The organism is Pleurocapsa sp. CCALA 161 (genome assembly GCF_003003995.1).
GTDB lineage: Bacteria > Cyanobacteriota > Cyanobacteriia > Cyanobacteriales > Xenococcaceae > Waterburya.
On record NZ_PVWF01000007.1, the window covers coordinates 19991 to 42655 of the forward strand.

Here is a 22665-nt window from a genome sequence, read left to right on the forward strand (position 1 = left end):
AGTAATTTTTAAATAATCAAGACCAACAATAATTTTACTCAGAGAGCGGAGTAGCGATCGCATGACCGACACACCAGTCAATTGTATCGTAAGAGTTTTCTATTTGAGTAACTCGATAGTTTAACTGCTCGAAAAAATTGGCTAATTCTTGATACTTGCGTTCGTAAGCAATGCGATCGCCATCATCGATTTCATAAATCACCGTTTTTGAGATATTGCGTAAATATCTTTTGAATCGGAACTTCGTAAGTACCCAACGCTAATTCAGGACAAGATTCCCCTGTGTTAAACTTTAACCCTTGAGCTATGCCATTTCTCACCGCTACATCTCGCTGTCGTAAACCTGCACTAGCCAGGCGATATTTTAAAGAACTGGGGTTGGAACTAGCTAAACTTTCCAAAACGTTGACGGGGAAAAGGGTTAAAAGACGAAATACTGCTTGTTTAATCATAATTTTGCTCCTGTATTGAGCGTACGACGGAAGATTTCTTGACTTTGAAAGAAACAATTAAGCCACTCTCCATTAGAGACATCTTGAAGTAGCCCCCAACTTGGATCGTCAATTAAACGTTTCATTTGAGTTTGATGTTGAGCCAAAGCAAGCTGTTTTTGTGACTTAATTGACTCAATCCCAACACGGTAATTAAATTCCTGAATTAATTGCCACCCTAGTTTTGCCTTGATACTAGATTTAAGATAGTTAAGATGTGAGTGGCGATCGCTTCGCGTCCAGGGAAAATGATGCCAATACCATACGGGATATTCATAAATGGTAACTTCTGAGTGATAGTTGGTTAATGCAGCCAAGACAATCTGACTAGTGGCTAAATGGTCAGGATGAGTTTCGCGCAGATAGGGAATAAACACCTGCTGAGGCTGGTTTTGAATTAATAATTCCTGAACTTGAGCGATCGCCATCTTTAATGACTGCTGTAATTCCCCATCACGAAAACCCAAAAACACCACATTTTCTGCCTCAACGTTCAGGGTTTGAGCCGCTTGAACTGCCTCTTGCTGGCGCAGCACAATTAATTCGGCTGGGGGAATAAAGCGATCGTGAGAACGACTGCCATCGGTCATAAAGACAATCTTGACTTCAGCCTCCGCTTCCCGTTTACGAATAATCGTTCCCCCACAGCCTAAAGTTTCATCATCCTGGTGAGGTGAAAAGACAATAGCTGAAGCTGCTAAATCTTCTGCTGATAGAGGTTTAAGCTGATTGATTTGCCTAAGATAGCGATCGCGCAACTGCTTTTTGAGTATCATTAGATTCTAGCTCTACGCCAATGGCTGCATAAGTGTCAATTAAATTTTCGGCAATCTTTGACCAAGAATAACGTTGCCAAACTTTTCTTCTACCCGCTGTTCCCATTTCTCTTGCTCGATCGGGATGGGAAATTAATTTCATAGCTGCATCCGCCAAGGCTTGTGGGTTTCCAGGCTCTACCAATAAACCAGTAACACGATTATCCACAATTTCGGGCATTCCGCCTATTTTGGTTGCAACCACGGGAGTCGCCGTAGCCATTGCCTCCACCAAACTCATGCCAAAGGCTTCACTCAAGGAAGGATTAACCACAACATCCGCTTGCTGATAGTAGGGTAATAGCTCTTGTTGATGGAGTGAACCAGTAAAAATCACCTGGGAACTTAAATGAGCGGGAATTTTGCTTTTAAGATGCTCCAGATAATCAATGCTATAAAAGTATTTAAGAGCCTGCACTTCAGGTTCGGGTTGCAAGTCGCACAGCAATGCTTTGGCGACTATCAGATGTGGTCCTGCAATGGTCAAAACAGCCTGGGGGTATTGCTCGGTTATCTTAATAAAAGCATCAATTAAATCATGAACACCTTTTTCTGGAGAAATACGACCAACAAAGAGTAGTTGTGGTGCATTTGTGTCATGCTGGGGGCGATCCTGCGGATTAGGAACAAAATAATTGATATTGACACCATTATTAATGGTCTTACAAATTCCCGCATATTCAGGAAAACGAGTTTTGATTTTATTAGTAATATAGTCGCTACAGCTAATCACTAAATCTGCATGAGCTAAACGAGCAGCGATCGCTTCTCGATCAAGTCGGTTAACCCATTCACAATGAAGGTGCAAAATTATTTTTGCTTCTGGGTTGCGATCGCGAATTGTCGGCACAAACTGGGAAAAGTTGTGAATATGAATAATGTCACATTGACGACGCGCAGTATCTTTAGCAATTTGCCAACCATACCCAAAATTAAACCAAGCAGAACCAAAGTATGGCAGCCTACTCTTAAAATTTATGATACTAACGATTTTTCGGGGAATTTTTAACAATTAGTCACTAGTTTATTATTAACTTTAATTACTTATTTATTCTCGCCTTTAATATTTAGAAATATTACAAATCTTCCTGCTATCTTAAGCATTTTATTAGCAAATTTAACTGGTTTAGCTATGTTTATAGTTAGTGCTAAGGCGTTCATGTCTCAGAACTTGCTCAAGAATTCTTCTTTACTCCAAATTATTAGTACAGTCACAAAATTATTTGCAGCTATATTATTAACAACTTTTGAACAGCCCTCTTTATTAAAGTGGTCTTACTTGTATTTATTGAGTGCGCTAATTACAGCAGTAGTAGGGTTTATTTGGGTAAGTAAAACTTTAGGTTCACCTAAAGCAGCACCAAAAGCCATTCCCACCATGGTTAATGAAGGAGTTTACTTTGCTATCGGCGAATCTGCCTACAACATCAATTCTGATATCGATAAAACCATGCTGGCAAGCATGGCTACTTTAGAAGCAACAGGTATTTATGGCGCAGCCTACCGTTTAATCCAGGTGAGCAGTATTCCTGTTTATGCCGTGTTATCCGCCTCTTATTTGAAATTTTTTCAAGAGGGAGCAAAAGGTATTCAAGGTTGTTTAAATTTAACCAAACGTTTACTACCTTTTATCGCCATTTACGGTGTTTGCTCTTTGGTAGGATTTATATTCTTCGCCCCTTGGATAACTTATATTTTAGGGGATGAATATTACAATGCGATCGCCACAGTACGTTGGTTAGCACCGATGCCGATTATTGGCTCAATCCAGTTGCTGTTAGCAGATACCCTCACAGGGGCTGGTTTTCAGAAAACTCGTAGCGCGATTCAAGTAGCCACTGCTTTAGGAAATGTGGGCTTAAATTTCTGGTTAATTCCTTTATATTCTTGGAAAGGTGCAGTTTGGGCAACATTAAGTTCTGAAAGCTTCCGTGTGATCTGTTTGGCGATCGCTGTCGGCTGGTTTTATAGACAACAAAAGAATAGCGAGAAAAATTAATACCAATTCTCAAAAGTAACTGATGCTAATTTAAAGAGTATTCTTTTGAACGATGTTTGGATGAAGACATAGAGAATGTTATCGCGGTAAACCTTTTAGCACCGATTCGACTGGTTAAATCGTTGTTACCCGTCCTACGTCAAGGAACAAATCCAAAAGTAATTTTTATGGGAGCATTATCGGGTTTAGATAATTTTCCTGCTCAAACTTATGGAAAAATTGCAGAATCTTGCAGGATACAATCACATGGGAAAGCCAAATGCTAGGATCGTCAAATAAATTGCAGGAAGTATAGAAATGACCATTACTACTCAGAAAATGACTCTAGAAGAGTTCCTTGCTTATGATGATGGCACAGATAATTTATATGAACTAGAAAATGGAGAACTAATCTGGATGCCTTCTGAGAGCGAAATCAATCGTCGAATTGCCATGTTTTTGTTAGCATATTTGCTTCAACAAGGTATTCCCTCCTATCGATTGACCATGAAGACAGAGGTAGCAGTTAGTGGGGCAAGAGTATCTGTGCGTTTACCAGATTTACTTGTATTATCCGAGGAATTAGCAACAGTTCTTGAAGGCGCGAGTAGATCGATCGTGTTAATGGATATGCCACCGCCTCTACTTGCTGTAGAAGTTGTCAGTCCTAATCAAGAAAAACGAGACTATCGTTACAAACGCAGTGAATATGCAGCCAGAGGAATTACTGAATATTGGATCGTCGATCCGATTCAACAACAGGTAACGATTTTGGAATTGATCGAAGGTTTTTATGAGGAAAAAGTTTACCGAGGCAGCGATCGCATTTACTCACCCTTATTAACCAAAAATGATTTAACAGCCGAGGAAGTACTACAAAGAAGCTAAGAGATTGATTCTCTATGTAGTAGGACTTATAATCGCTTACTATGATTGAGAAATGAAATGATGTTTATAGAGACAAAAATATTACAATCAGATTGTGTTTGTTTACTTAAGGTTAAGTTTCGTGTATGAATCCAACCTACATTAAATAAAAAACTCATTTGCTAACAATCTAGCTTATTTACTGACCATAAAATCACTAAAGCCGCTACCCGTATCATCGCCCCATTCCCAATTAGCGACAATGCCCAGACGATTAATCTTTAAGGGACTAGCCCAAGGGTAGACATCAGTAAGGGCGCGATACAAAACAGTTTGATGGTTAACCTGTACTGTGTAATTATTACCATCAAAAACAACTCTGAGGGTGTAAGGCTTTCCAAAAGCGATCGCCTGACCAATATTTGACCATACCGCGTCATAGATTTCTTCAAAACCATCAAGACGGAAAAAACAGGAAATAGACTCTCCTGCATAAAAATCATCCAGCCAAGTATTAATAATGATGTAGTTATTTCGATCCTGCATAAAAATCAAACCAGCTCGACCTTTTTCTCCCTGTCCCCGTTCTTTTCCTGGAGGCAAAATGGTTACTGATACATCGGCAATAGGATTGTCCCAAGCTACAGTATAAGCGGTGCGCCCTGGGTTGGGATGCTCAACGCTAGCGTTTACTTGAGCAATGCCAGACTGAATTTTAAACACACCTTTACCGATAGTTTTTTGCCAGAGGCGATCGCCTAATTGGGTAGTTTTACCAGCTAAATCTCCCTGCCCAACTTGAAAGTCATCTTGAATAATTAGCTTTGTTCCTTCATGCCACCAAGGTAATCCTAAATCGAGAGTAGGCAGAGAAACGGTACGAGGATGAGCTTCAAAATTTTGTAGACACAAAGCTGAATTTGCTTCAAATATAGCAATACCAACTCCTGTGGCAGTTGCCAAGCGTTCATCTGTAAAAATGCAATTAGTCTCTGGCTGCACTGTGCGATCGCCAACTAGTTTACCATTAAGATAAATTCTTAACTCTTGTCCGTCATCTAAAATTTGCAGGTATGTAATGCTATTTGAACCAATAAAATCATCCTTACTGACAAATATTTCTTTAGTTTGACCAGCTTCCATTAATTGAAGACAAACTTGTTGGTGATTGAGACGACAACACCAATAATTATCCCGATCTTGAAATCTCCAAATTACGCCTAAATTTGCTGGTTGATCTCCCGCCAAAATTTTGAGATGTAATAGCCCAGAGGTTGTTTGAGGAGCAAGAATAGCTAAACTATGGTTTTCTGTCGCCACCAAACCTTCTTGAGTACGCTCTAGACTACCAGATAAGACTTGCCAGCTTCCGCCTACTTCAGCACTCGTAGTTGTTATATTTTCCAGCCCTAAAAGAGCATCGGCTGCATGAGCGGTTCCATACCAGGAAGCTAAACCTGTAACCGTTTCAGTTTTGACTCCATAAACTCTAGTATCAGCCCGAAAGCCAACTTGACCGAGAACACTTTGATGGATACCTGCATAGACAAATGCTTCAGCATTAACAGCATCGATGGCTACTGGACGTAACTGAGGATAAGCTGGTAAACCACGCACCTGTGGTAAAGAAGCGGCGTAGTAAGCTGCACCCTGTTCCCTTAAAATAACCACATAATATACAGGAACGTTTTGCAGTCCACGAAACACAGATAATAGATTAGTTCCTATATTTCCCACTGAAGCTAACAACTCGCCGTTTTCTGCCCCCGTAGCGCGCACCACGAAACTATTACCTTGAGTCGGGTTGTCAGGAACTACATCGGCAAACCAACCAACTGCTAGATTATCGTCAATTTTCGCTAAAGGAAAAAATTTAGTTACTTCTGCGCAAATCCGCACCCAACCCAATAAACGTCTTACTGTTCCCTGCTTTTGTCTACTATTTAACCAAGCTAAAACTCGTTTGCTCACTGATTCAGTTTCACTGCCCTTTAACCAACGGGGAATTCTTTTATAGAGCCATTCCATAGTTTCGGCTTGAGAAGTATTGTGACCGTTAAGCAAAAGTACCGCTACAGCCAAGCCATTTTGGCGTTGATATGGCCCGTAGGCAATACCCTGTCTTCCCCAGCCTGGCTGAATTAAAGGTTTAAAACGCAAAGCATGATTATCAATGGCGATCGCTTTTTCGCGATCTATTCCTGCTCTTAGAACATTGCTAGTTGTATTAGTTCCAATAGTTTTACCGCTAGAGCAATCGTCTGGAAAAAGATCGGTAAATTGGTTCATTTAAAGATTTAAGATGATATTTGTTATAAAAAAAGCGAGCGCTGACTTTAACCGAGCAATTGAAATCGAACCTAATAATGTCGATGTTTGCAGAATCCGCGGAAGGTCTTACGATCAGCAAGGAAAATCTGAATTAGCGATCGCCAGCTACATTCAAGCAATTGAAATCGACCCTAATTATGCCAAGGCTTACAAAAGTTGTGGGGTTTCTTACGATAAGCTAGACAAAGATGAATTAGCCAGAACTAATTTAGAAAAAGCTAGACAGCTATATCTAGCTCAAGGTAATGCGGGTAGAGCCTTGGCAGCAGAGGTTGATCTCATGTTAAAAAAGCTTCTTGAGAATTTCATTGACTTCAAAGAATTTCCTTTTAAATAAATCAAGTGAGCTAAGTTGTCCTAGCCAAAATTACATTGAAAGCGAGCGTTTATCCTTTAGGGCTTTTTTCTAACCTATCAGACGAAAGGCGATCGCTCTATCCACAAAAATAAAATTAGCAATATTAATAATTATCAATTAATCTAAAAATCACTTTTCTCGATATGACTCCGTACATCATTAAGATCTATATAACGATCTGTAGCGTTACGTAATTCTCTGGCAATCATACCTTCAGTAGAGACTACGGTAATGTGAGTATTTTTAGATCGCAATAGTTCGATCGCCCGTTCAAAATCCCCATCCCCACTAAACAGGATCACGCGGTCATACTGTTCGACAGTGTTAAACATATCTACTACAATTTCTATATCTAAATTAGCTTTCTGAGAATAGCGACCAGAAGCATCATCATAATATTCTTTGAGAATTTTGGTTCTGACGGTATAGCCCAAGCTAATTAGAGCATCTCGAAAACCTCTTTGATCTTGAGCATCTTTTAGTCCTGTATACCAAAAGGCATTGATCATTACCACAGTGGGATCTTTAGTAAAATATTCTAATACTCTTCTGGGATCAAAAAACCAACCATTTTTTTGTTGAGCATAGAACATATTATTGCCGTCTACAAATATCGACAGACGATCTCTTACGAAATTACTATGAGACTCCATATAATTTTTCCTATAAAGACTTAAATATATTTAATTGCTAAAGTTGACAGCGCGATCTACTGCAATAACAGGGATTACGCCATAACAAATTAATGAATAAACCCGCAGTTACGGCTACGACCAAATATTATTTAATAGAGTTCGGACGATAAACAACAATTTATAGAGGGGGTCAGCCCAAATAAAATTTAGTTTAGGTATATTTCACATCTATTCCAGTTTAGGACAAAAAAAACCTCAATAACAATTTAATTTGCTCCATTAAGATTTTTTTACAAATTCTACTGACTTTCAAATAAATAAAAAGTTAATTTGTGGTTAATTAATCGAGCTATATTGATCAGATCGGATTTAAAATAGGAGTTTGACCTTGTGCTAAAGAGCGATCGCTCTTTTTTTTAGCAATTAGAGAAATATAGTTTTTTGATTATGTTAATGATAGTTATTTTCCCCCAAAAGATTACCTTTTTTATTGATGGTAGGTTTTACTGCCTAAATCGAGCTTGAGTCTGACTAAAACAACAAGGACAGTTTTTAGCCAAACTAGAGTTTAGAGTCAAGACCATTACTTCAGCTAAACATTAATTTAATCAAGAAAATAAATCAAAGCTAACGTTTAAATATTACAGGCGATCGCTTCAGTATCTGCTTCAAAACAAACCCAGTCGAGACAGTGAGGATTTTCGCGCAGCAACTTGGCGAGTAACCAACCAGCAACTGTCCAAGTTTGAAACTTACGTGACGATTTACCGATCAAACGACCGTTTTTTCCATCATAATATTCAGCCCAGTCATCCTGAGCTAGTCGTAATTCGGCGATCGCCATTGCCCGATCCCCTAGGTCTTCTCTGCCCATTTTTTGGCAGGCTGCCATCATCGTCCACAGCAATACGGGCCAGCTACCGCCATTATGATAAGACCAAGGAGTATTTTTAGGATCGCAACCTGTCACAATTCTCCATTCCAGCCCAGAGATGGCAGGGTAACAGAGCTTCATTGGCATCTGACCAATCAAATCAGACCAGCGCTGTTCAATGAGCTTGAGAATATCTAAAGATTGTTCTTCGGTAGTTAACGAACCCATAATTGAGACTAAATTACCCAAGGAAAAAAACCGAAAGTCCATTTTTCCAGGACCTAAATTACCTGCTAGATAACCTCCTCGATCGGGCATCCATTCGGTTAACCAATAGGGGATCGATTCAGGATAAATATTAAACTTGTTGACTACTGATTCACCGAACTGTTCAGACTGATAGCGATGAATCTGATTCAGCTTTTTTAAATCTAACCAATAATAGTCTCGTAGGTGGTATACCAAGCTTCCTAAGCGGTTATTAATCTTATCAATTAACACTTCTCCCTCAGTGTTTCTCACCAGCATTTCGCGAGCAGCCCGCAGCGCAATGTAAAATAGTGACTGAATTTCTAGAGGGTGTCCGCTTAATCCCATCGGGCGGTCAATCATGCAAGCACCATCGGGTACAAGTAGGGTTGGTGTCATCTCAAACTGTGGGCCAAGACAGATTTCTAAAATAAACGCTAAAGCCTCCTGAAAATTGTCGCTATGAGCTAGCTCCCGATCCCCTGTTGCCTTAGTATAGACACGGAGCAAAATAATCCACCATAAACAAGAATCAATGGGAGTAACGCGACCGATCGCTTTATCTCCAAAATCTGCATGAAGATATTGTCCATTTTCAGAAGACTCTACTTTAAAACTAGCGGGCATTAAACCTGTAGGTGGCTCATAACAATCAACTCGTCTTTTTTTCTTCTGCAACCCGACGGTTTCGAGGAGAAAGTTATCAACAATATCTGTTTTGCCCTGAATGAGAAATACCAAAGCAGCAGGAATAAAATCACGAATAAAGCACTGATCGTAATTTAAGGCTTCTCTTTCTGAATCTGCTGCTGCTACTGTTCCTACAGGCTTTTGCTGATAGTAAATGATTGATTTTTCTAAAAGTCGATTTGCTTGTTGTTCAATGGTTTCACTGGCGATCGCTATCATAAAAAAATATTGATAATTTATATTGATATATTGGCTAAGTTAGGACAAAAGTATTTAAGACTATACATGTTTATGTTTTATGTGAGCCTTGTTTTTCTTGAACAGCAAGTCATAAAATATAACCATCTTACTGCTAAATCTTAATTCTAGGAGCTTGTCGATACTGTGGTTGTTCAAGGGAAAATAAATTTAAGTGCCGATCGTCGCTATGAATCTCAAACTCAAGTAATTGCTCAAGAATTAATCAAAAGCACCAGAGCCAAGAATAATATCTTTAATCGCGTGCGGGATCAAATGCGCTGGGACGATAAAGTTCTGGAGTGGACAATGGCAAACCCTGGTTTAAGGGTGCAGATGTTTCGCTTTATTGATGCTATTCCCTCCCTTCAGAGTAAGGCTGAGATTGCCAATCATTTTCAGCAATATATGAGCGCGGAGGAGGTAGAGTTACCAGGTGCTTTAAAAGGTATGATTAACTTTAGCGATCCTAATTCTTTTCCCGCCCAAACCGCAGCAGCAACGATCACTAAGGCAGTAGAGACTCTAGCCTATAAATATATTGCGGGAGAAAATATTACCGAGGTGATTAAGACTATAGATCGCCTGCGTAAATCGGGTATGACTTACACGATTGACCTGTTAGGGGAAGCGGTAATTACCGAAGCGGAAGCGACAGACTATCTTCAGCGTTATTTAGATTTAATTGAGCAGCTAACTCAGAAAGCACAAAGTTGGCGACGGCAAGAAGGGATCGATCTGGCAGATGGCGAAGAGATTTCTCAGGTACAGGTATCGGTTAAGCTGACGGCTTTTTATTCTCAATTTGACCCGCTTAATCCTATCGGCAGTAAAACAAAGGTCTGCGATCGCCTGAGAATTTTGTTACGCAAAGCAGCGGAACTTGGCGCAGCAATTCATTTTGACATGGAGCAGTATCGTTACAAAGATCTTACTCTCCAGATTCTCAAAGAGCTATTGATGGAAGATGAATTCCGCACTCGTACTGATTTGGGGATCACTCTTCAGGCTTATTTGCGAGATTCTTACGCAGATTTAGAGGGCATTATTCAATGGGCAAAAGAACGTGGTCATCCTCTGACGGTGAGATTGGTAAAAGGAGCATACTGGGATCAAGAAACCATCAAATCTCTGCAAAATCATTGGGAGCAGCCTGTATATAACCAAAAAGAGGCAACAGACCTCAATTATGAACGTATGACCCAACTGCTATTGGAGAATCACGAATATCTTTATGCAGCTATTGGTAGCCATAACGTGCGCTCTCAGGCTTTGGCTTGTGCGATCGCCGAAACTCTCAAAATTCCTCCTCGTCGCTTTGAAATGCAGGTGCTTTACGGGATGGGAGATAAACTGGCTCAGGCATTAGTGAAACGGGGTCATCGGGTGCGAGTCTATTCTCCCTATGGTAATTTATTGCCAGGGATGGCTTACTTAATCCGTCGCTTACTAGAAAATACGGCAAATAGCTCCTTTATTCGGCAAAATGACGAGGAAAAACCCATCGAAGAACTAATTGCACCTCCTGTTGTTGATGAAAGTAGGGGCGTTTCCCTAAAGGACTCGCTTCGCATCGAGCGAAATGCCCCTACGGAGAATACCCAATTTATTTATGCCCCTGATACCGATTACGCTGATACGAACCTAAGACTTAAGGCAGAACAGGCATTAGCCCAGGTTAAACAAGAATTAGGCAAAACCTACCAGCCTTTAATAAATGGTGAATATATTGAAGCAGATAATTATCTCGACTCCGTGAATCCTTGCAGAGCGAGTGAGTTGGTGGGTAAAGTGGGGCAAATCTCGGTAGAACAAGCTCAACAGGCAATGGAGGCAGCCAAAGCAGCATTTAAGTCTTGGAAAAATACTCCTGCTAGCGTAAGGGCTAATATCCTGCGTAAAGCTGCCGATCTAATGGAGCAGCGCCGACACGAATTAAATGCCTGGATCTGTTTAGAAGTAGGTAAAATTATTCCTCAGGCTGACGGTGAGGTGTCAGAAGCAATTGATTTTTGTCGCTATTACGCAGCGGAAATGGAAAGACTGGATGCGGGCAAAAACTATGACATTGCAGGGGAAAACAACCGCTACTTCTATCAGCCTAAAGGTATTGCTGTGGTCATTTCTCCCTGGAACTTTCCGTTTGCGATCGCCACTGGAATGACTGTTGCTGCATTAGTTACAGGTAACTGCACTCTGTTAAAACCTGCTGCCACTTCGGCGATCATTGCTGCCAAACTCACAGAAATTTTAGTTGAGGCGGGCATTCCTGCGGGGGTATTCCAATATGTTCCAGGCAAAGGTTCGCAAGTTGGTACATATTTAGTACAACATAAAGACACCCACGTCATTGCTTTTACAGGTTCGAGGGAAGTTGGCTGTCAAATATATGCAGAAGCTGCCAAACGAGCGCCAGGACAAAAGCACCTCAAACGCGTCATTGCCGAAATGGGCGGTAAAAATGCCATTATCGTCGATGAAAGTGCAGATCTTGACCAAGCTGTTGCTGGAGTGGTACAGTCCGCCTTTGGCTACAGTGGTCAAAAATGTTCTGCCTGTTCGCGGGTGATTGTAGCAGCATCTGTCCATGATGCCTTCTTGGCTAGATTAGTTGAAGCAACTAAATCTTTAAACGTTGGTGCAGCCGACGATCCCAATGTTCAAGTCGGTTCTGTAATTGATGCAACCGCACGGGATCGCATTCTAGAATACATTGCTCAAGGGAAACAGCAAAGCGAACTAACTTTAACTATGGCTACTCCTGACGGTGGGTATTATATTTCCCCCACTATCTTTAGTGGAGTCGATCCAGATCATACTATTGCCCAAGAGGAAATTTTTGGTCCAGTTTTGGCAGTTATGAAGGCAGACAACTTTAACCACGCTTTAGAAATGGCAAACGGTACAGACTATGCCCTGACTGGCGGTTTATATTCCCGTACACCTGGTCACATTGAACAGGCATCTCGCGAATTTGAAGTTGGTAATCTTTATATCAACCGTAACATTACAGGAGCGATCGTTGCTCGGCAGCCGTTTGGGGGGTTTAAGCTTTCAGGGGTTGGTTCAAAAGCAGGAGGGCCCGATTATCTCTTGCAGTTCCTAGATCCCCGTGTCGTCACGGAAAATATTCAGCGTCAAGGCTTTGCGCCAATTGAAGGAATGGAGTAACCCAGGGGTAAATGGGGCGTATTGATTAATCTTGAAGAAATTATGCAAAAATTAAGCAGTATGGGGTATATCTATGTAATGTAGTTAATCCAACCAATGCTCTATAAAAACGGCTGTGAAGTTAAAACTAATTATCTCTAACCTCTGGTGTTTCGCAGTCGTAATTTCTTTGCTATGGCTAACAGGATGTTCCACTACCGTTACGCAAAATGTTCATCTTAAATATGGTAATCCTAGTAATGCTAACGCTAGCGAAAATAATTATTTAATCGTTAAGCCTGAATATGCTTTGTCATATAACTGTGAGACAGGAATTGCTAATTGGGTCAGTTGGCAGCTCGATCGCACTTGGCTTGGCAGTACCGAACGTTCCGATTATTTTGTGCCTAATGTTGAGCTACCAGCAGATTGTTATGTCGTTAGACCTAGCGACTATATTGGCACTGGTTACGATCGCGGTCATCTTGTTCCTAGTGGCGATCGCACCCATAGCAGGCTAGAAAACGAAAGTACCTTTATTATGACTAATATAATTCCCCAGTCTCCCAGCAACAATCGGGAAGTTTGGCGTGAATTAGAGGAATATAGTCGAGAATTGGCTTTGCAAGGCAAAGAACTCTACTTAGTGGCAGGAGGAGAAGGCATTGCCAAGAAAATTGCTAATAGCCAGGTTGTTGTTCCTGAATATATCTGGAAAGTTATTTTAGTTTTAGATGACCCAACTAGTGAGATCACCGCCGAGAATGCCAAAACTATAGCGGTTTGGATGCCTAATTCAGAAGAGGTTATTGATACAGATTGGCAAGACTATATTGTGTCTGTAGATCAAGTTGAAAAGAATACAGGATACGATTTTTTTGCAGCTTTGCCCAAAAGAGTAGAGCGTAAGATTGAAAAAAATATTGGTGTTGGTGGTTAAATGTAGCTATCAGCTATCAATAAATGTTTCGCCGAAAATCTTTGTAGCTGCGATCGCGATAAACTAGCTGAAGCCACTAATAACTCTGAGGTCGAAGCTGCGATCGCTGTAACTTCAAACTCGCTGGACAATGGTATTTTAAATCTGCCGATACATTCTCCATATTCGTCAAGTATAATCATTTTGCCTTGGCGATCGCTGATTAGATATCCTTGAGGACAAGGTTGCATTACCATTGGCGCGATCTCCAGCGAGATTCGTTTAAGGTGAAATTTTTTTAAGGTAATCAAGATCACCATATTAGGATTATCTACTTCAGTTGCCAATAAGCGATAGGGAAATAGCGGATGATAAATTATGGAGTCGAGTCGAATTTGAACATTAAAATTAGCAAGCAAGTTGCCACGACGATTAAAAAGCTGAAATGTGGTGTTTTGTGGCTGAGTTTGGTGTATGCCCAAACCATATCTAGAATCTAAAGCGATCGCACTTTGGCAAACTCGATCCCTTATCAGCGATCGCTGTAGCTGGCAATCAGGTAATTTGTAAATTTCTACCCGAAACTTGCCAGAATTTTCGCTATTATGAGCAACACCCAGCCAAAATCCTTGAGGGTCGATAGTGGCAATTAACTGGTTACTTTCAGTGGGAAAGGGGTGTAAATTATTATCCTGGGATAAATAATAGAGCGAAGATACAGTTGTAATCAGGCAGCCTGTAGAACTAAACTGTAAGCTTTGAATTGACTGATTTAAAGTTATTTCTCGATCTGCTACAATTTCCCTCGACAAATTAGGGTTTTGATGGCGCTGAATTACCAAGCGATCGCCACTGACTAAATAAACTTGCTCGGTCGCGCTTAGGCTTTGTCTACGCGAGGGTATCGCCAAATGAGAAATTGGAGCGTCTAGAATAGATTGATCAGCAGGAACTAAATCGGCAAAGTTAGATTTAACCCTAATAGGAGTTTGAGGATTGGGATCTACTTCTAAAATTGCCTGCACTAACTCAAGGGATTCCAGCATTTCCGCAGCAGTTTGATAGCGACGGCTAGGCAGTTTTTCCAATGATTTAGAGATCGCCAAGCGCAACAGCAGAGGTATATCAGAGGAGATTTTCACTGCTTGACTTAGATGCGCTGCCAACAGTTCTTTGGGCATTCCCGAAAACGGACGATTCCCTGTTACCAGTTCATATAAAATTATTCCCACTCCATAAAGATCACAATTATAGGAATACTCTCCATAAAATTGTTCGGGAGCCATATAGGCAGGCGAGCCTGTATTACCTAAGATATTTTGTGAATCAACTTCTTGTTTGAGTTTAGCAATGCCAAAATCAGCAATGTGAGCCGTGTAAGAGCGATCGCTGGTTTTTAGCAAAATGTTTTCAGGCTTAAGATCGCGGTGAATAATGCCTTGTTCGTGAGCAAACTTCAAACCAGAGAGAATATCAATCACTAACTTCAAGCTTTGATTTAAAGTTAGGGGGATAGAATTATTTAAAAGAGTGCGTAAAGTTCCTCCTTCACAATAATCCATGACAATATAGCGTTGATTCTGTCCGTGTTCTAACGCTTTACAGGTAACCAGATTAAAATGGTCAAGAGTAACTAAAAAAGTTAATTCTCGTAAAAAACTGCTGGTAGATAACTGCTTAGTTTTTAACTCTTTTAAGGCGACCAAAGCACCACTATTTAGTTCAACAGCAGCAAATACTTTCCCAAACTGTCCTTGACCAATTAAATCTAAAATTTTGTAGTTCGATTGATGTCTCAGCAAATTTATCTTGGGCTAATTTTCTTCAGTCATATCTCAGGCTAACTAACTAAAGTGATAAATCAATTGAAAGTTTTTGCTGAGTACCAAGCCTAACCTTAACTAAGTTTAATTACAGCCGTTTTCAGTTGAATAGACTCCATATAGTCTATTCAATTAAAAACTGCTGTGAATCTAACCAAAAAGATTGCTGACCGCCACTGACTCAAATTGTTCTTTTTTCGTAGTAGCTTCACTAGTTTTACTAGTTTCACTGATACTAGCATCGGCAGACTGATTAAAGTGAATTTCCAGGCTAAGATCTCTGGTTTTACGGTATTGTTCTAGGTCGCCTTTCCCAATATAGTATTGTGATGCTCGACGCAAATCAATAATTGCCTTTTGAGGATCGGTAATTTCCAAATAGAGTAAACCGCGTTGATGATAAGCATCTGCATGATCGTTACGTAATTCGATCGCTTTAGTAAAGTCTTCGATCGCTAGTTCGATACTGCCAGTAAGCTGATAGGAACAACCTCTTTGATAGTAGGCTTCAACTGCATTAGAGTCATTGTTGATAATTTGGGTAAATTTTTCAATCGCTTTTAGCTGTATAGCCAATTTACGGGTTTCAGTTTGTTCTTGCTCTAGCTGTTGAGTGAGCTGATCTAGTTTGGTCAGAGAAGTTTGTAGAGTCTGTAACTCTTGAGTTGTCATCTCTAAGTTGGTCTTTTGTTGTTGGTCTAATCGCGTTAGTCCTGTGGAGGCTGTATCACTAGCTTTTTTTAATTCAGTCAATTCAACGTCGTGATCCCAATGCTGTTTTTCTGATTGCTGTTTAAGCTGGCTAACTTTGGCTTGATTGTCTTGAATTAACAAAGTCATTGCTTCTCGCTCAGCAGCAATCATTCGCTTAAGTCGTTGATGGTTAACCACCGCCAGTCCAGCAGTTACAGAAAGAGGAATTGTTACCCACAGAAATTGCTTGAAGACAACACTAGTTATCGACCCGCCGATAGAACCAACAACAGCAGATGTTTCGGCAATATCTAACCAATGATTTTTATTAGGAGTAGATGATTTCATGTTGATTTAAATAAATAATGAGCTTGACGTTTAAAAATATAATTAAGACTAGTTAATTAGCTAATACTGTTTGATTTAAGATCAAAATCGGCTTAACGAAAGCATATTCTTCAGGGGTGAGGAACTGCTCCACAATTTCTGGCATGGTGGCATGAGCCAAAGCTGCAATGTGTTTAACCTGAAAAGCCTTGACAATAGTTCGCTGCCATAGCAAGATATTTTCGCGCAAACGGTCTAAATCCTCAATCAGCATTGCCGCCATAGCAATTCGCAAGACTATTTTGGTATCTCTTTGATACATAGCCGTAACGTCTTTGTCACCCATTTGAAAAATATTGGGCTGTTTTTCCCGCATCCTAGCTTCTACTTTCTCAATCATCTCTGCTTCGCGATCCCGCAGTTTTTGATAGACGCTCAGGCGTACATTGACAGTGGGAAAATAATCTTTGAGCAACTGTAGTTCTTGTTCTGTTGCGTAACGACCTTCTGCTGCCAAGCTTAATTGGTTTAATTGATTTAACATAATATTTTGAGGTTTATATAGACTCGCTTTTACTTAAAAAATCTTTAACCTGACTCTGGGTTGTTTGAAGTTGAGCAATCACAGAACGGGTAATGAGCTTGCCCTCTTCCACCAGCACTTGACCAGACAGAGGATGGAGTAGATTAGACTGCGCTCGGCGACCAATTAAATCTTCAATATCATCATCTTGACTGATATACATCCCCGCAGGTAGCTCAACGATCACTCCCTCCCCGATGACTCTTGCCTGACAAGCCAAACGCGAGTTGACATTACAGCTAGTGATTGAACCTAAGGTACGTTGTTCCCGTTTGGTTAGAGGAGAAAGACTATCTTCCCCTTGCCTGATATAGACATGACAAGTAGCACAGATTCCTCTCCCACCGCATTCTTGGGTGACTTCAACATCATTTTTCATTAACACCGACAACAAGTTAGTGTTAGTGGCGATCGCCGTATTCGTTCCAAATGGATCTAGTCGAACAGTTTTAACCATGATCTCCTGTTGTTAAATAATCTTCAAATTATCTTTACTAATTAGCTGTCAGACTTTGCAGAATGGCAGTGTGAGTCTGTCCCTTCTCTACCATCACTGATACTGATTCCAGTCTTTTCTTTAAACCTAAAATAAACAAGTTAGAACTTGCTCCCAAAGACTCGCAGGTTGTTTGTACGCAGTGCAGGTCGGTTTCCGCTAATTCTGAAAAGAAAGCACTCAATAAACCAGCCTCAATAAAACAGCTTGGTTGCTCAGCAGCGGTGATTTCATTGACAAAGCCAGAATTGGTGATCTCGACGACTAAAAACCCCTGTTGATAGTGGTCAAAGTTTGGCTCAATTATGCCCCAGCCATGGGCTTTCCAGCATTGCTTTAAACATTGGACAAGTTCGATCATTTCCATGGTTGCAACAGGCTGCCGATAATAGCTGCCAACTTCTTCGCTAAAGCGACGAAAAAAGTTTTTCCCCCATTTACGACCACAATTATAAAGAACCAGACCAGTGGCAGAGCCAAGTTCAGCGAATAGACCGCTATAAAGACCCCTAATTAAAGTTTCGGGTAAGGCTAGCAAACGTCCACCTTGACGATTTTCAATTAAACCAGATTCAAAATCTCCCTGTAGATAGGTATTAGGAGCAAAATAGTTACCTGGTATATTGGACTCGGAAATTAAATCAGCAACGTTGATCATGATTTGATATAAAATTCTCTAGAGGGTTAATTAATAAGTGTCTATGCTGGTTTTAATGCTGCTTTTGGATTCAACAAAACATTTTTAGACTGCTCTAAATATGGCTGCAAGACCGAAAATTGCTCATTTTCTAAACTTTTTTTGAGGCGCTTGTATAAATAGCCATACAGGTTTTGCTCTAGATCTTGCATGTGCTGGGCTGCAATCTGTTCTGGCAACCATTCTAAAATTCGCTGCTCAAGATATTGTGAATCATTAGCTAACATTGCCATGCTGCAATAGCGCAAAATCATCATCCAACGTTTGACGGCTCGCTTGACTTTAGACTCAGGCTCATCAGGAAAGTTATTGACTATCTGATTAATCACATGCTGAAAAATTTCTGTTTCTTGATCGCGAATCTGTTCATATATTTTCAATCGTTCTGACAAGTATAAAATTTGACTTTTAAAAATTCCTAAATCCTTTTGTGCTAAATACTCAGCTTCTGCTTGATAGATCAAAGAGTCAATTTCAGTAATCATGGGAATAATTTAGATCTATTTAGAATAGTTAAAATAGTTGAGATAAATCGTTGAGGGTAAATTCTTCAACTTCGGCGATCGCTTCTTTGGTTTGTTCGAGTATTTGCTCAATCTTTTGTGGTGCGGGAGTTTCTTTTACTCCTGACCAATTAAAGCACTGCCAAAACTGACCCGATGGCAAAGTTATGTCAAAAACAACTTTTCTGCTTAAGTGATCTAAGTCATCAACAGGATCGAGGGAAATTCTTGTTCCTGACCAATTACTCAAAGCAAAAAAATCTTGAGTTGTTAGACACTGCCAAGATGCCAAGGATTTTCTACTTTGACTTATAGATACAGATGTAGCTGATGCTGGCAGCGCAGTATTTTCCCAGTTGCATTGGCTGATGAATTCTTGAACATATAGACATTGCCAAGCAGCAATAGTACTCACTTGAGATACTCCCCGTTATGCAGTTTTTTCTGAATATCGCGCGCGGTTGCGCCTTCGTTATGCCAAAAAGATGCTGCATCAATGCGATCTTTTTTCCCAAGTAAAAACTTACAGTAAGTTTCTCCCATCGCATAACACTGAATTTCAATACAGCCGAGATCTTTATTGATCAAATCACTAAAGAAACCTGCAAACAAACCTGCATAAATATGACAGACGGGTTTACCTACATCACCTAAAGTTCTGGCTACGGCGGAGTCAAAAATATTGATAAACATAAAGCCATTTTTTTGATCGCTCATGTCTACTTCCCAGTTACCCCAACCCTGAGCAATAAATGGCCACCACCAAGCTTCGAGAACGTACATTAAATTAAGCTGGCTAAAGTCTTCATAGCCATATTCTTGCAAAAACCAATTACGGAAAAATTTGGCATCTTCTTGACCCCATTGTTGACCAATGTTGTACATTAAAACCCCAGAAGCATCGCCAACCTCTTCTTCCAAACCAGCAATCAAACCGACAATAAAATTTTCGCTGACCAAGAGATTACGGCATTCATTCCAATCGTCAATCGTGCCAGTATTGGTTTGGAACGAAAAAAAATCTTTGAGACTATAGTGAAAGTGTCTTTGAGGATATTTTTGTTTAAGCAGATGATTAGCTGGTAACCTCAGATCTGTTGACGTACCTATCGTGTTAACTTGAGCTAAAGACATTTATTTTGTTTTATTTGGAGAAATTTTCACTAAACTTGTGCTTAGATTCTATTGCCCTAGCTACAAAAAAAGTTCCGTAATTATCTCTATCTTCTAGATAAGTTATGTTAAGTAATCTCAGTGAAATTGCTATTTGTATTTCTTGAAGAATTATTAGCAAAAGCTTGTGAGTTTATTTAGATTAAATAACTTAAATTAACTACAGAAAAAAGTTAAGATTGGCTATGTCTAATTGTTAGGCGATCGCCATTGAAATTATTAGTTACATAATGCCTAAGCTAAGTCTAGGGGCGCGTTTATTTATCTCACACTTATTAGTCATGATGGTGGGATTAGGCAGTTTTGTCATCATTGCTAAAGTATCGTCCCCCAGGATGTTTGTCTTCCGTCTAGAACAGTTAGAAAAGCGCGGTCTTTTTACTGTCCGCTCGGCTCGAACCTATTTGGTTGATGGATTCCAAAATGCCTGGAATCGGAGTGCAATCTTGTCGGTAATTGTTGGTTCAGGTGCAGCAGGTGCAGTCAGCTATGTCTCTTCTAAACGCATTACCCAGCCTGTAACGCAAATGAGGCGTATTACCCAAAAATTTGCCGCAGGAGACTTAGAAGAAAGAGTTCCTGGTAGCGATATTTCTGAACTTAATCAACTGAGCGTTAGTTTTAACTCCATGGCTAGCAGCATTGGTAATGTGGAGCAAAGACGAAGAGAGTTGATTAGCGATCTCACCCATGAACTGCGCACTCCTTTAACTGTGATGCGGGGATATCTAGAAGAACTGGCTGAGGGCAGAATTGAAGGCAGTCCTCAACTTTACCTTCGTTTAATTAAAGAAACTAGACGTTTAGAGCGTCTCATTCACGATCTACAGGAGCTTTCTAAAGCAGAAGCAGGATACTTATCAATTGACTCTAAACCATTAAATTTATATCCTTTACTAACTTCCCTCGTAGAACGATTTGCCGATCAGCTATTAGAAGATGGTCCAAGTTTAGAACTAAAATGCCCTAAAGATCTTCCTGCTGTCTTGGCCGATCGCGATCGCACTGAACAAATTCTGGTCAATTTACTTGGTAATGCGATCCGCTACACCGAAACAGGCTCAATCACCGTTGAAGCTAAAAAAATCAATCGTCAGATTTGGATCTCCGTTACTGACACAGGAATTGGCATCGCCGAAGAGGATTTACCCTTTCTCTTTGAGCGTTTTTGGCGAGCCGATCCCTCTCGTTCTAGTCATTCGGGGGGAACGGGAATTGGTCTGGCGATCGCTCTTAGGCTGGTGGAATTACAAGGTGGTCGAATTGAAGTGGAAAGTGAATTAGGTACAGGCAGTACTTTCCGTTTTTGTCTGCCACTTGCCTAGTAATCAGTTAGAGGCGATTCGCGTCATAATAGTAATATTTGCAATTCTTCACAATTATCAATTTACTAATTATGACAACCTCCAAAAATCAATACGAAATTCAAAAAACCGAACAGGAGTGGAAAGAAAGCCTGACTCCAGAAGAGTTTAAAGTGCTACGTAAACACGGTACAGAGCGAGCAGGGACAAGTCCTTTGGATAAAGTTTATGACGAGGGTACTTATGTTTGTAAAGGCTGTGGTCAACCGCTATTTACTTCCGACACCAAATTCAATAGTGGGACAGGATGGCCTAGTTTTTATCAGCCTTTAGAGGGTGCGATCGCGACTACAGTTGATCGCACCTTATTTATGACCAGAACAGAAGTACATTGTAGTCGCTGTGGTGGTCATTTAGGTCATGTCTTTAATGATGGACCTAAACCCACGGGACAACGTTACTGTATGAATGGTGTATCCCTCAAGTTTGTTCCTGAAAACTAGAAATTGCCAACTATCATTTCATCATTTAGTGATTTAAACTAGATTGGCTAAGGAAAATTCAGGGTATATTTTTGAACGCCATTAATCTTAATCTCTTAAAGCTATTAGGGATCATGCTGAGTTGGCAAATTGTCTTACTTAGCGTTGCCAACTTAGTCAATGCTCAAGCCACAAATTCAACTAGATCAACCGATGATATAAGAGACAGACACAACAGACAAAACACGCCAAACATCCCAGATCGCGTACTTGAAGAAAGCCCTACTTTACAACGTTGGCTGAAGGAAGCACCCGACTTATTGGAAGATATTCGCTATGATCCTAGTTTTCGTACTCGCTTACGCTTAGGTTTCACGACTTTTCCGAGTACGGATAATACAGGAGGAATCAATGTTGGCATTGAAGATATATTTATTGAACGAACTGGTTTAACCATTAGTGCCGATTACCAGTCTGCTTTTAATGGCGATCGCAATGCCTACGGTGCAGACTTGCATTATTTTGTCTTGCCTTTGGGCAACTATTTTAATCTCGCTCCTTTAATTGGTTATCGTTATGTTCAAAGCAATGACTTTAATACCGATGGATTGCACCTAGGTTTAAGACTCATGCTGGCTTTTTCCCGCACTGGTGGGGGAGATATCTCTCTATCTCAAAGCTACATTTCTCCAGGAGGTAGTGAGGAAGTGGGCATAACTTCCCTCTCGGTTGGCTATGCTGTTACTTCTAAGTTGCGCCTGTCTACGGATTTAGAATGGCAAAATTCTCTTGAGGATCATGATAGTCGTGCGGGAATTAATTTAGAGTTTTTATTTTAGGTTACAGCAGTTCAACAATGAACAGTGAACAATGAGCAATTACTTCTCCTTCTCTTAATGCTTTATTTTTAGTTCCTAGCTTACTAAAAAGTAGCTACTTTACTTTGGTAACTAAAAGAATTTAAGGTCTAGCTAAGTTTAATTGAAATTC

At 40.3% G+C, this 22665-nt stretch carries 23 protein-coding genes and 1 pseudogene; 9 read left to right on the forward strand and 15 right to left on the reverse strand.

Going from position 1 to position 22665, the window contains the following annotated elements; genetic code table 11:
* Nucleotides 1–34: 34 nt before the first annotated feature.
* From C7B62_RS25575 to C7B62_RS03140, 4 genes are read right to left on the reverse strand one after another with little or no spacing between them, the layout of a single operon-like run.
* Complete coding sequence (locus tag C7B62_RS25575) at nucleotides 35–202, reverse strand: hypothetical protein (protein ID WP_158260619.1); 168 nt, start codon at nucleotides 200–202, stop codon at nucleotides 35–37.
* Complete coding sequence (locus tag C7B62_RS03130; RefSeq protein ID WP_106233157.1) at nucleotides 192–452, reverse strand: hypothetical protein; 261 nt, start codon at nucleotides 450–452, stop codon at nucleotides 192–194. Before C7B62_RS03130 ends, C7B62_RS25575 begins: the two co-directional genes overlap by 11 nt.
* Nucleotides 449–1267, reverse strand: a complete 819-nt coding sequence (locus C7B62_RS03135) for a PIG-L deacetylase family protein (RefSeq protein WP_106233158.1) — start codon at nucleotides 1265–1267, stop codon at nucleotides 449–451. Before C7B62_RS03135 ends, C7B62_RS03130 begins: the two co-directional genes overlap by 4 nt.
* Complete coding sequence (locus tag C7B62_RS03140; RefSeq protein WP_106233159.1) at nucleotides 1230–2318, reverse strand: glycosyltransferase family 4 protein; 1089 nt, start codon at nucleotides 2316–2318, stop codon at nucleotides 1230–1232. The genes C7B62_RS03135 and C7B62_RS03140 overlap by 38 nt, the downstream gene beginning before the upstream one ends.
* A 15-nt stretch (nucleotides 2319–2333) precedes the next feature.
* Between C7B62_RS03140 and C7B62_RS26780 the strand changes: the two are divergent.
* The 3 genes and pseudogenes from C7B62_RS26780 to C7B62_RS03155 form a co-directional block, all read left to right on the forward strand.
* Nucleotides 2334–2843, forward strand: a pseudogene (locus C7B62_RS26780) (oligosaccharide flippase family protein); the annotation flags it as partial.
* A gap of 3 nt (nucleotides 2844–2846) precedes the next feature.
* Nucleotides 2847–3305 carry a lipopolysaccharide biosynthesis protein gene (locus tag C7B62_RS26785; RefSeq protein ID WP_255413983.1) on the forward strand — a complete coding sequence of 153 codons (459 nt, stop codon included), beginning with the start codon at nucleotides 2847–2849 and terminating at the stop codon, nucleotides 3303–3305.
* A gap of 297 nt (nucleotides 3306–3602) precedes the next feature.
* Nucleotides 3603–4172, forward strand: coding sequence for a Uma2 family endonuclease (locus C7B62_RS03155; protein ID WP_106233161.1), 570 nt, complete (start codon nucleotides 3603–3605; stop codon nucleotides 4170–4172).
* A gap of 174 nt (nucleotides 4173–4346) precedes the next feature.
* Here C7B62_RS03155 and C7B62_RS03160 read toward each other — a convergent pair whose 3' ends face one another.
* Nucleotides 4347–6440, reverse strand: a complete 2094-nt coding sequence (locus tag C7B62_RS03160; protein WP_106233162.1) for a nucleotide-binding protein — start codon at nucleotides 6438–6440, stop codon at nucleotides 4347–4349.
* 13 nt (nucleotides 6441–6453) lie between these two features.
* On the opposite strand from C7B62_RS03160, the gene C7B62_RS03165 reads away from it, so the two are divergent.
* Nucleotides 6454–6819: a tetratricopeptide repeat protein gene (locus tag C7B62_RS03165; RefSeq protein ID WP_106233163.1), complete on the forward strand. Its 366-nt coding sequence runs from the start codon at nucleotides 6454–6456 to the stop codon at nucleotides 6817–6819.
* A 143-nt stretch (nucleotides 6820–6962) separates the two neighbouring features.
* On the opposite strand, the gene C7B62_RS03170 is transcribed toward C7B62_RS03165, so the two are convergent.
* Together C7B62_RS03170 and C7B62_RS03175 are read right to left on the reverse strand one after the other, a co-directional pair.
* Nucleotides 6963–7493: an NYN domain-containing protein gene (locus C7B62_RS03170; protein WP_106233164.1), complete on the reverse strand. Its 531-nt coding sequence runs from the start codon at nucleotides 7491–7493 to the stop codon at nucleotides 6963–6965.
* Between the two features lie 616 nt (nucleotides 7494–8109).
* Entirely contained in the window at nucleotides 8110–9507 is a 1398-nt protein-coding gene (locus tag C7B62_RS03175; protein WP_199194042.1) for a glycoside hydrolase 100 family protein, read from the reverse strand.
* A 165-nt stretch (nucleotides 9508–9672) separates the two neighbouring features.
* Between C7B62_RS03175 and pruA the strand changes: the two genes are divergently transcribed.
* Nucleotides 9673–12696 carry an L-glutamate gamma-semialdehyde dehydrogenase gene (gene pruA / locus C7B62_RS03180; RefSeq protein WP_106233165.1) on the forward strand — a complete coding sequence of 1008 codons (3024 nt, stop codon included), beginning with the start codon at nucleotides 9673–9675 and terminating at the stop codon, nucleotides 12694–12696.
* A 115-nt stretch (nucleotides 12697–12811) separates the two neighbouring features.
* Nucleotides 12812–13615 (forward strand): DNA/RNA non-specific endonuclease, encoded by an 804-nt coding sequence (locus C7B62_RS03185; protein WP_106233166.1) that lies wholly within the window; start codon nucleotides 12812–12814, stop codon nucleotides 13613–13615.
* Here the strand turns inward: C7B62_RS03185 and C7B62_RS03190 are convergent.
* From C7B62_RS03190 to C7B62_RS03225, 8 genes are all read right to left on the reverse strand, one after another.
* Nucleotides 13612–15396 (reverse strand): serine/threonine-protein kinase, encoded by a 1785-nt coding sequence (locus tag C7B62_RS03190; RefSeq protein ID WP_158260620.1) that lies wholly within the window; start codon nucleotides 15394–15396, stop codon nucleotides 13612–13614. The genes C7B62_RS03185 and C7B62_RS03190 overlap by 4 nt on opposite strands.
* 171 nt (nucleotides 15397–15567) lie before the next feature.
* The gene (locus C7B62_RS03195) at nucleotides 15568–16458 is read right to left on the reverse strand and encodes a tetratricopeptide repeat protein (RefSeq protein WP_106233168.1); all 891 of its coding nucleotides are present in this window, start codon (nucleotides 16456–16458) and stop codon (nucleotides 15568–15570) included.
* A 52-nt stretch (nucleotides 16459–16510) separates the two neighbouring features.
* The gene (locus C7B62_RS03200; protein ID WP_106233169.1) at nucleotides 16511–16981 is read right to left on the reverse strand and encodes an allophycocyanin; all 471 of its coding nucleotides are present in this window, start codon (nucleotides 16979–16981) and stop codon (nucleotides 16511–16513) included.
* Between the two features lie 13 nt (nucleotides 16982–16994).
* Nucleotides 16995–17477 (reverse strand): 2Fe-2S iron-sulfur cluster-binding protein, encoded by a 483-nt coding sequence (locus C7B62_RS03205; RefSeq protein ID WP_106233170.1) that lies wholly within the window; start codon nucleotides 17475–17477, stop codon nucleotides 16995–16997.
* Between the two features lie 37 nt (nucleotides 17478–17514).
* Nucleotides 17515–18174 carry a V4R domain-containing protein gene (locus C7B62_RS03210; RefSeq protein WP_106233171.1) on the reverse strand — a complete coding sequence of 220 codons (660 nt, stop codon included), beginning with the start codon at nucleotides 18172–18174 and terminating at the stop codon, nucleotides 17515–17517.
* Nucleotides 18175–18215: 41 nt separating this feature from the next.
* Nucleotides 18216–18698 (reverse strand): phycobilisome protein, encoded by a 483-nt coding sequence (locus tag C7B62_RS03215; protein ID WP_106233172.1) that lies wholly within the window; start codon nucleotides 18696–18698, stop codon nucleotides 18216–18218.
* A gap of 28 nt (nucleotides 18699–18726) precedes the next feature.
* Entirely contained in the window at nucleotides 18727–19131 is a 405-nt protein-coding gene (locus C7B62_RS03220) for a hypothetical protein (protein WP_106233173.1), read from the reverse strand.
* Nucleotides 19128–19850: a V4R domain-containing protein gene (locus tag C7B62_RS03225; protein ID WP_106233174.1), complete on the reverse strand. Its 723-nt coding sequence runs from the start codon at nucleotides 19848–19850 to the stop codon at nucleotides 19128–19130. Before C7B62_RS03225 ends, C7B62_RS03220 begins: the two co-directional genes overlap by 4 nt.
* A gap of 269 nt (nucleotides 19851–20119) precedes the next feature.
* Here C7B62_RS03225 and C7B62_RS03230 point away from each other — a divergent pair, with 269 nt between their 5' ends.
* The 3 genes from C7B62_RS03230 (at nucleotide 20120) to C7B62_RS03240 (ending at nucleotide 22514) form a co-directional block, all read left to right on the forward strand.
* On the forward strand, nucleotides 20120–21214 hold the full coding sequence (locus tag C7B62_RS03230; protein WP_106233175.1) for a cell wall metabolism sensor histidine kinase WalK: 1095 nt from the start codon (nucleotides 20120–20122) through the stop codon (nucleotides 21212–21214).
* 71 nt (nucleotides 21215–21285) lie between these two features.
* Nucleotides 21286–21696, forward strand: coding sequence for a peptide-methionine (R)-S-oxide reductase MsrB (msrB, locus tag C7B62_RS03235; protein WP_106233176.1), 411 nt, complete (start codon nucleotides 21286–21288; stop codon nucleotides 21694–21696).
* Between the two features lie 71 nt (nucleotides 21697–21767).
* Nucleotides 21768–22514, forward strand: a complete 747-nt coding sequence (locus C7B62_RS03240) for a hypothetical protein (protein WP_233219789.1) — start codon at nucleotides 21768–21770, stop codon at nucleotides 22512–22514.
* Nucleotides 22515–22665 lie beyond the last annotated feature (151 nt).

Bases quoted from the DNA above. Each gene is read 5' to 3' on its own strand.
- C7B62_RS03130 (WP_106233157.1), bottom strand. From the start codon at position 452: ATGATTAAACAAGCAGTATTTCGTCTTTTAACCCTTTTCCCCGTCAAC.
- C7B62_RS03135 (WP_106233158.1), bottom strand. From the start codon at position 1,267: ATGATACTCAAAAAGCAGTTGCGCGATCGCTATCTTAGGCAAATCAAT.
- C7B62_RS03155 (WP_106233161.1), top strand. From the start codon at position 3,603: ATGACCATTACTACTCAGAAAATGACTCTAGAAGAGTTCCTTGCTTAT.
- C7B62_RS03160 (WP_106233162.1), bottom strand. From the start codon at position 6,440: ATGAACCAATTTACCGATCTTTTTCCAGACGATTGCTCTAGCGGTAAA.
- C7B62_RS03165 (WP_106233163.1), top strand. From the start codon at position 6,454: ATGATATTTGTTATAAAAAAAGCGAGCGCTGACTTTAACCGAGCAATT.
- C7B62_RS03170 (WP_106233164.1), bottom strand. From the start codon at position 7,493: ATGGAGTCTCATAGTAATTTCGTAAGAGATCGTCTGTCGATATTTGTA.
- C7B62_RS03175 (WP_199194042.1), bottom strand. From the start codon at position 9,507: ATGATAGCGATCGCCAGTGAAACCATTGAACAACAAGCAAATCGACTT.
- C7B62_RS03195 (WP_106233168.1), bottom strand. From the start codon at position 16,458: ATGAAATCATCTACTCCTAATAAAAATCATTGGTTAGATATTGCCGAA.
- C7B62_RS03200 (WP_106233169.1), bottom strand. From the start codon at position 16,981: ATGTTAAATCAATTAAACCAATTAAGCTTGGCAGCAGAAGGTCGTTAC.
- C7B62_RS03205 (WP_106233170.1), bottom strand. From the start codon at position 17,477: ATGGTTAAAACTGTTCGACTAGATCCATTTGGAACGAATACGGCGATC.
- C7B62_RS03210 (WP_106233171.1), bottom strand. From the start codon at position 18,174: ATGATCAACGTTGCTGATTTAATTTCCGAGTCCAATATACCAGGTAAC.
- C7B62_RS03215 (WP_106233172.1), bottom strand. From the start codon at position 18,698: ATGATTACTGAAATTGACTCTTTGATCTATCAAGCAGAAGCTGAGTAT.
- C7B62_RS03225 (WP_106233174.1), bottom strand. From the start codon at position 19,850: ATGTCTTTAGCTCAAGTTAACACGATAGGTACGTCAACAGATCTGAGG.
- C7B62_RS03230 (WP_106233175.1), top strand. From the start codon at position 20,120: ATGCCTAAGCTAAGTCTAGGGGCGCGTTTATTTATCTCACACTTATTA.
- msrB (WP_106233176.1), top strand. From the start codon at position 21,286: ATGACAACCTCCAAAAATCAATACGAAATTCAAAAAACCGAACAGGAG.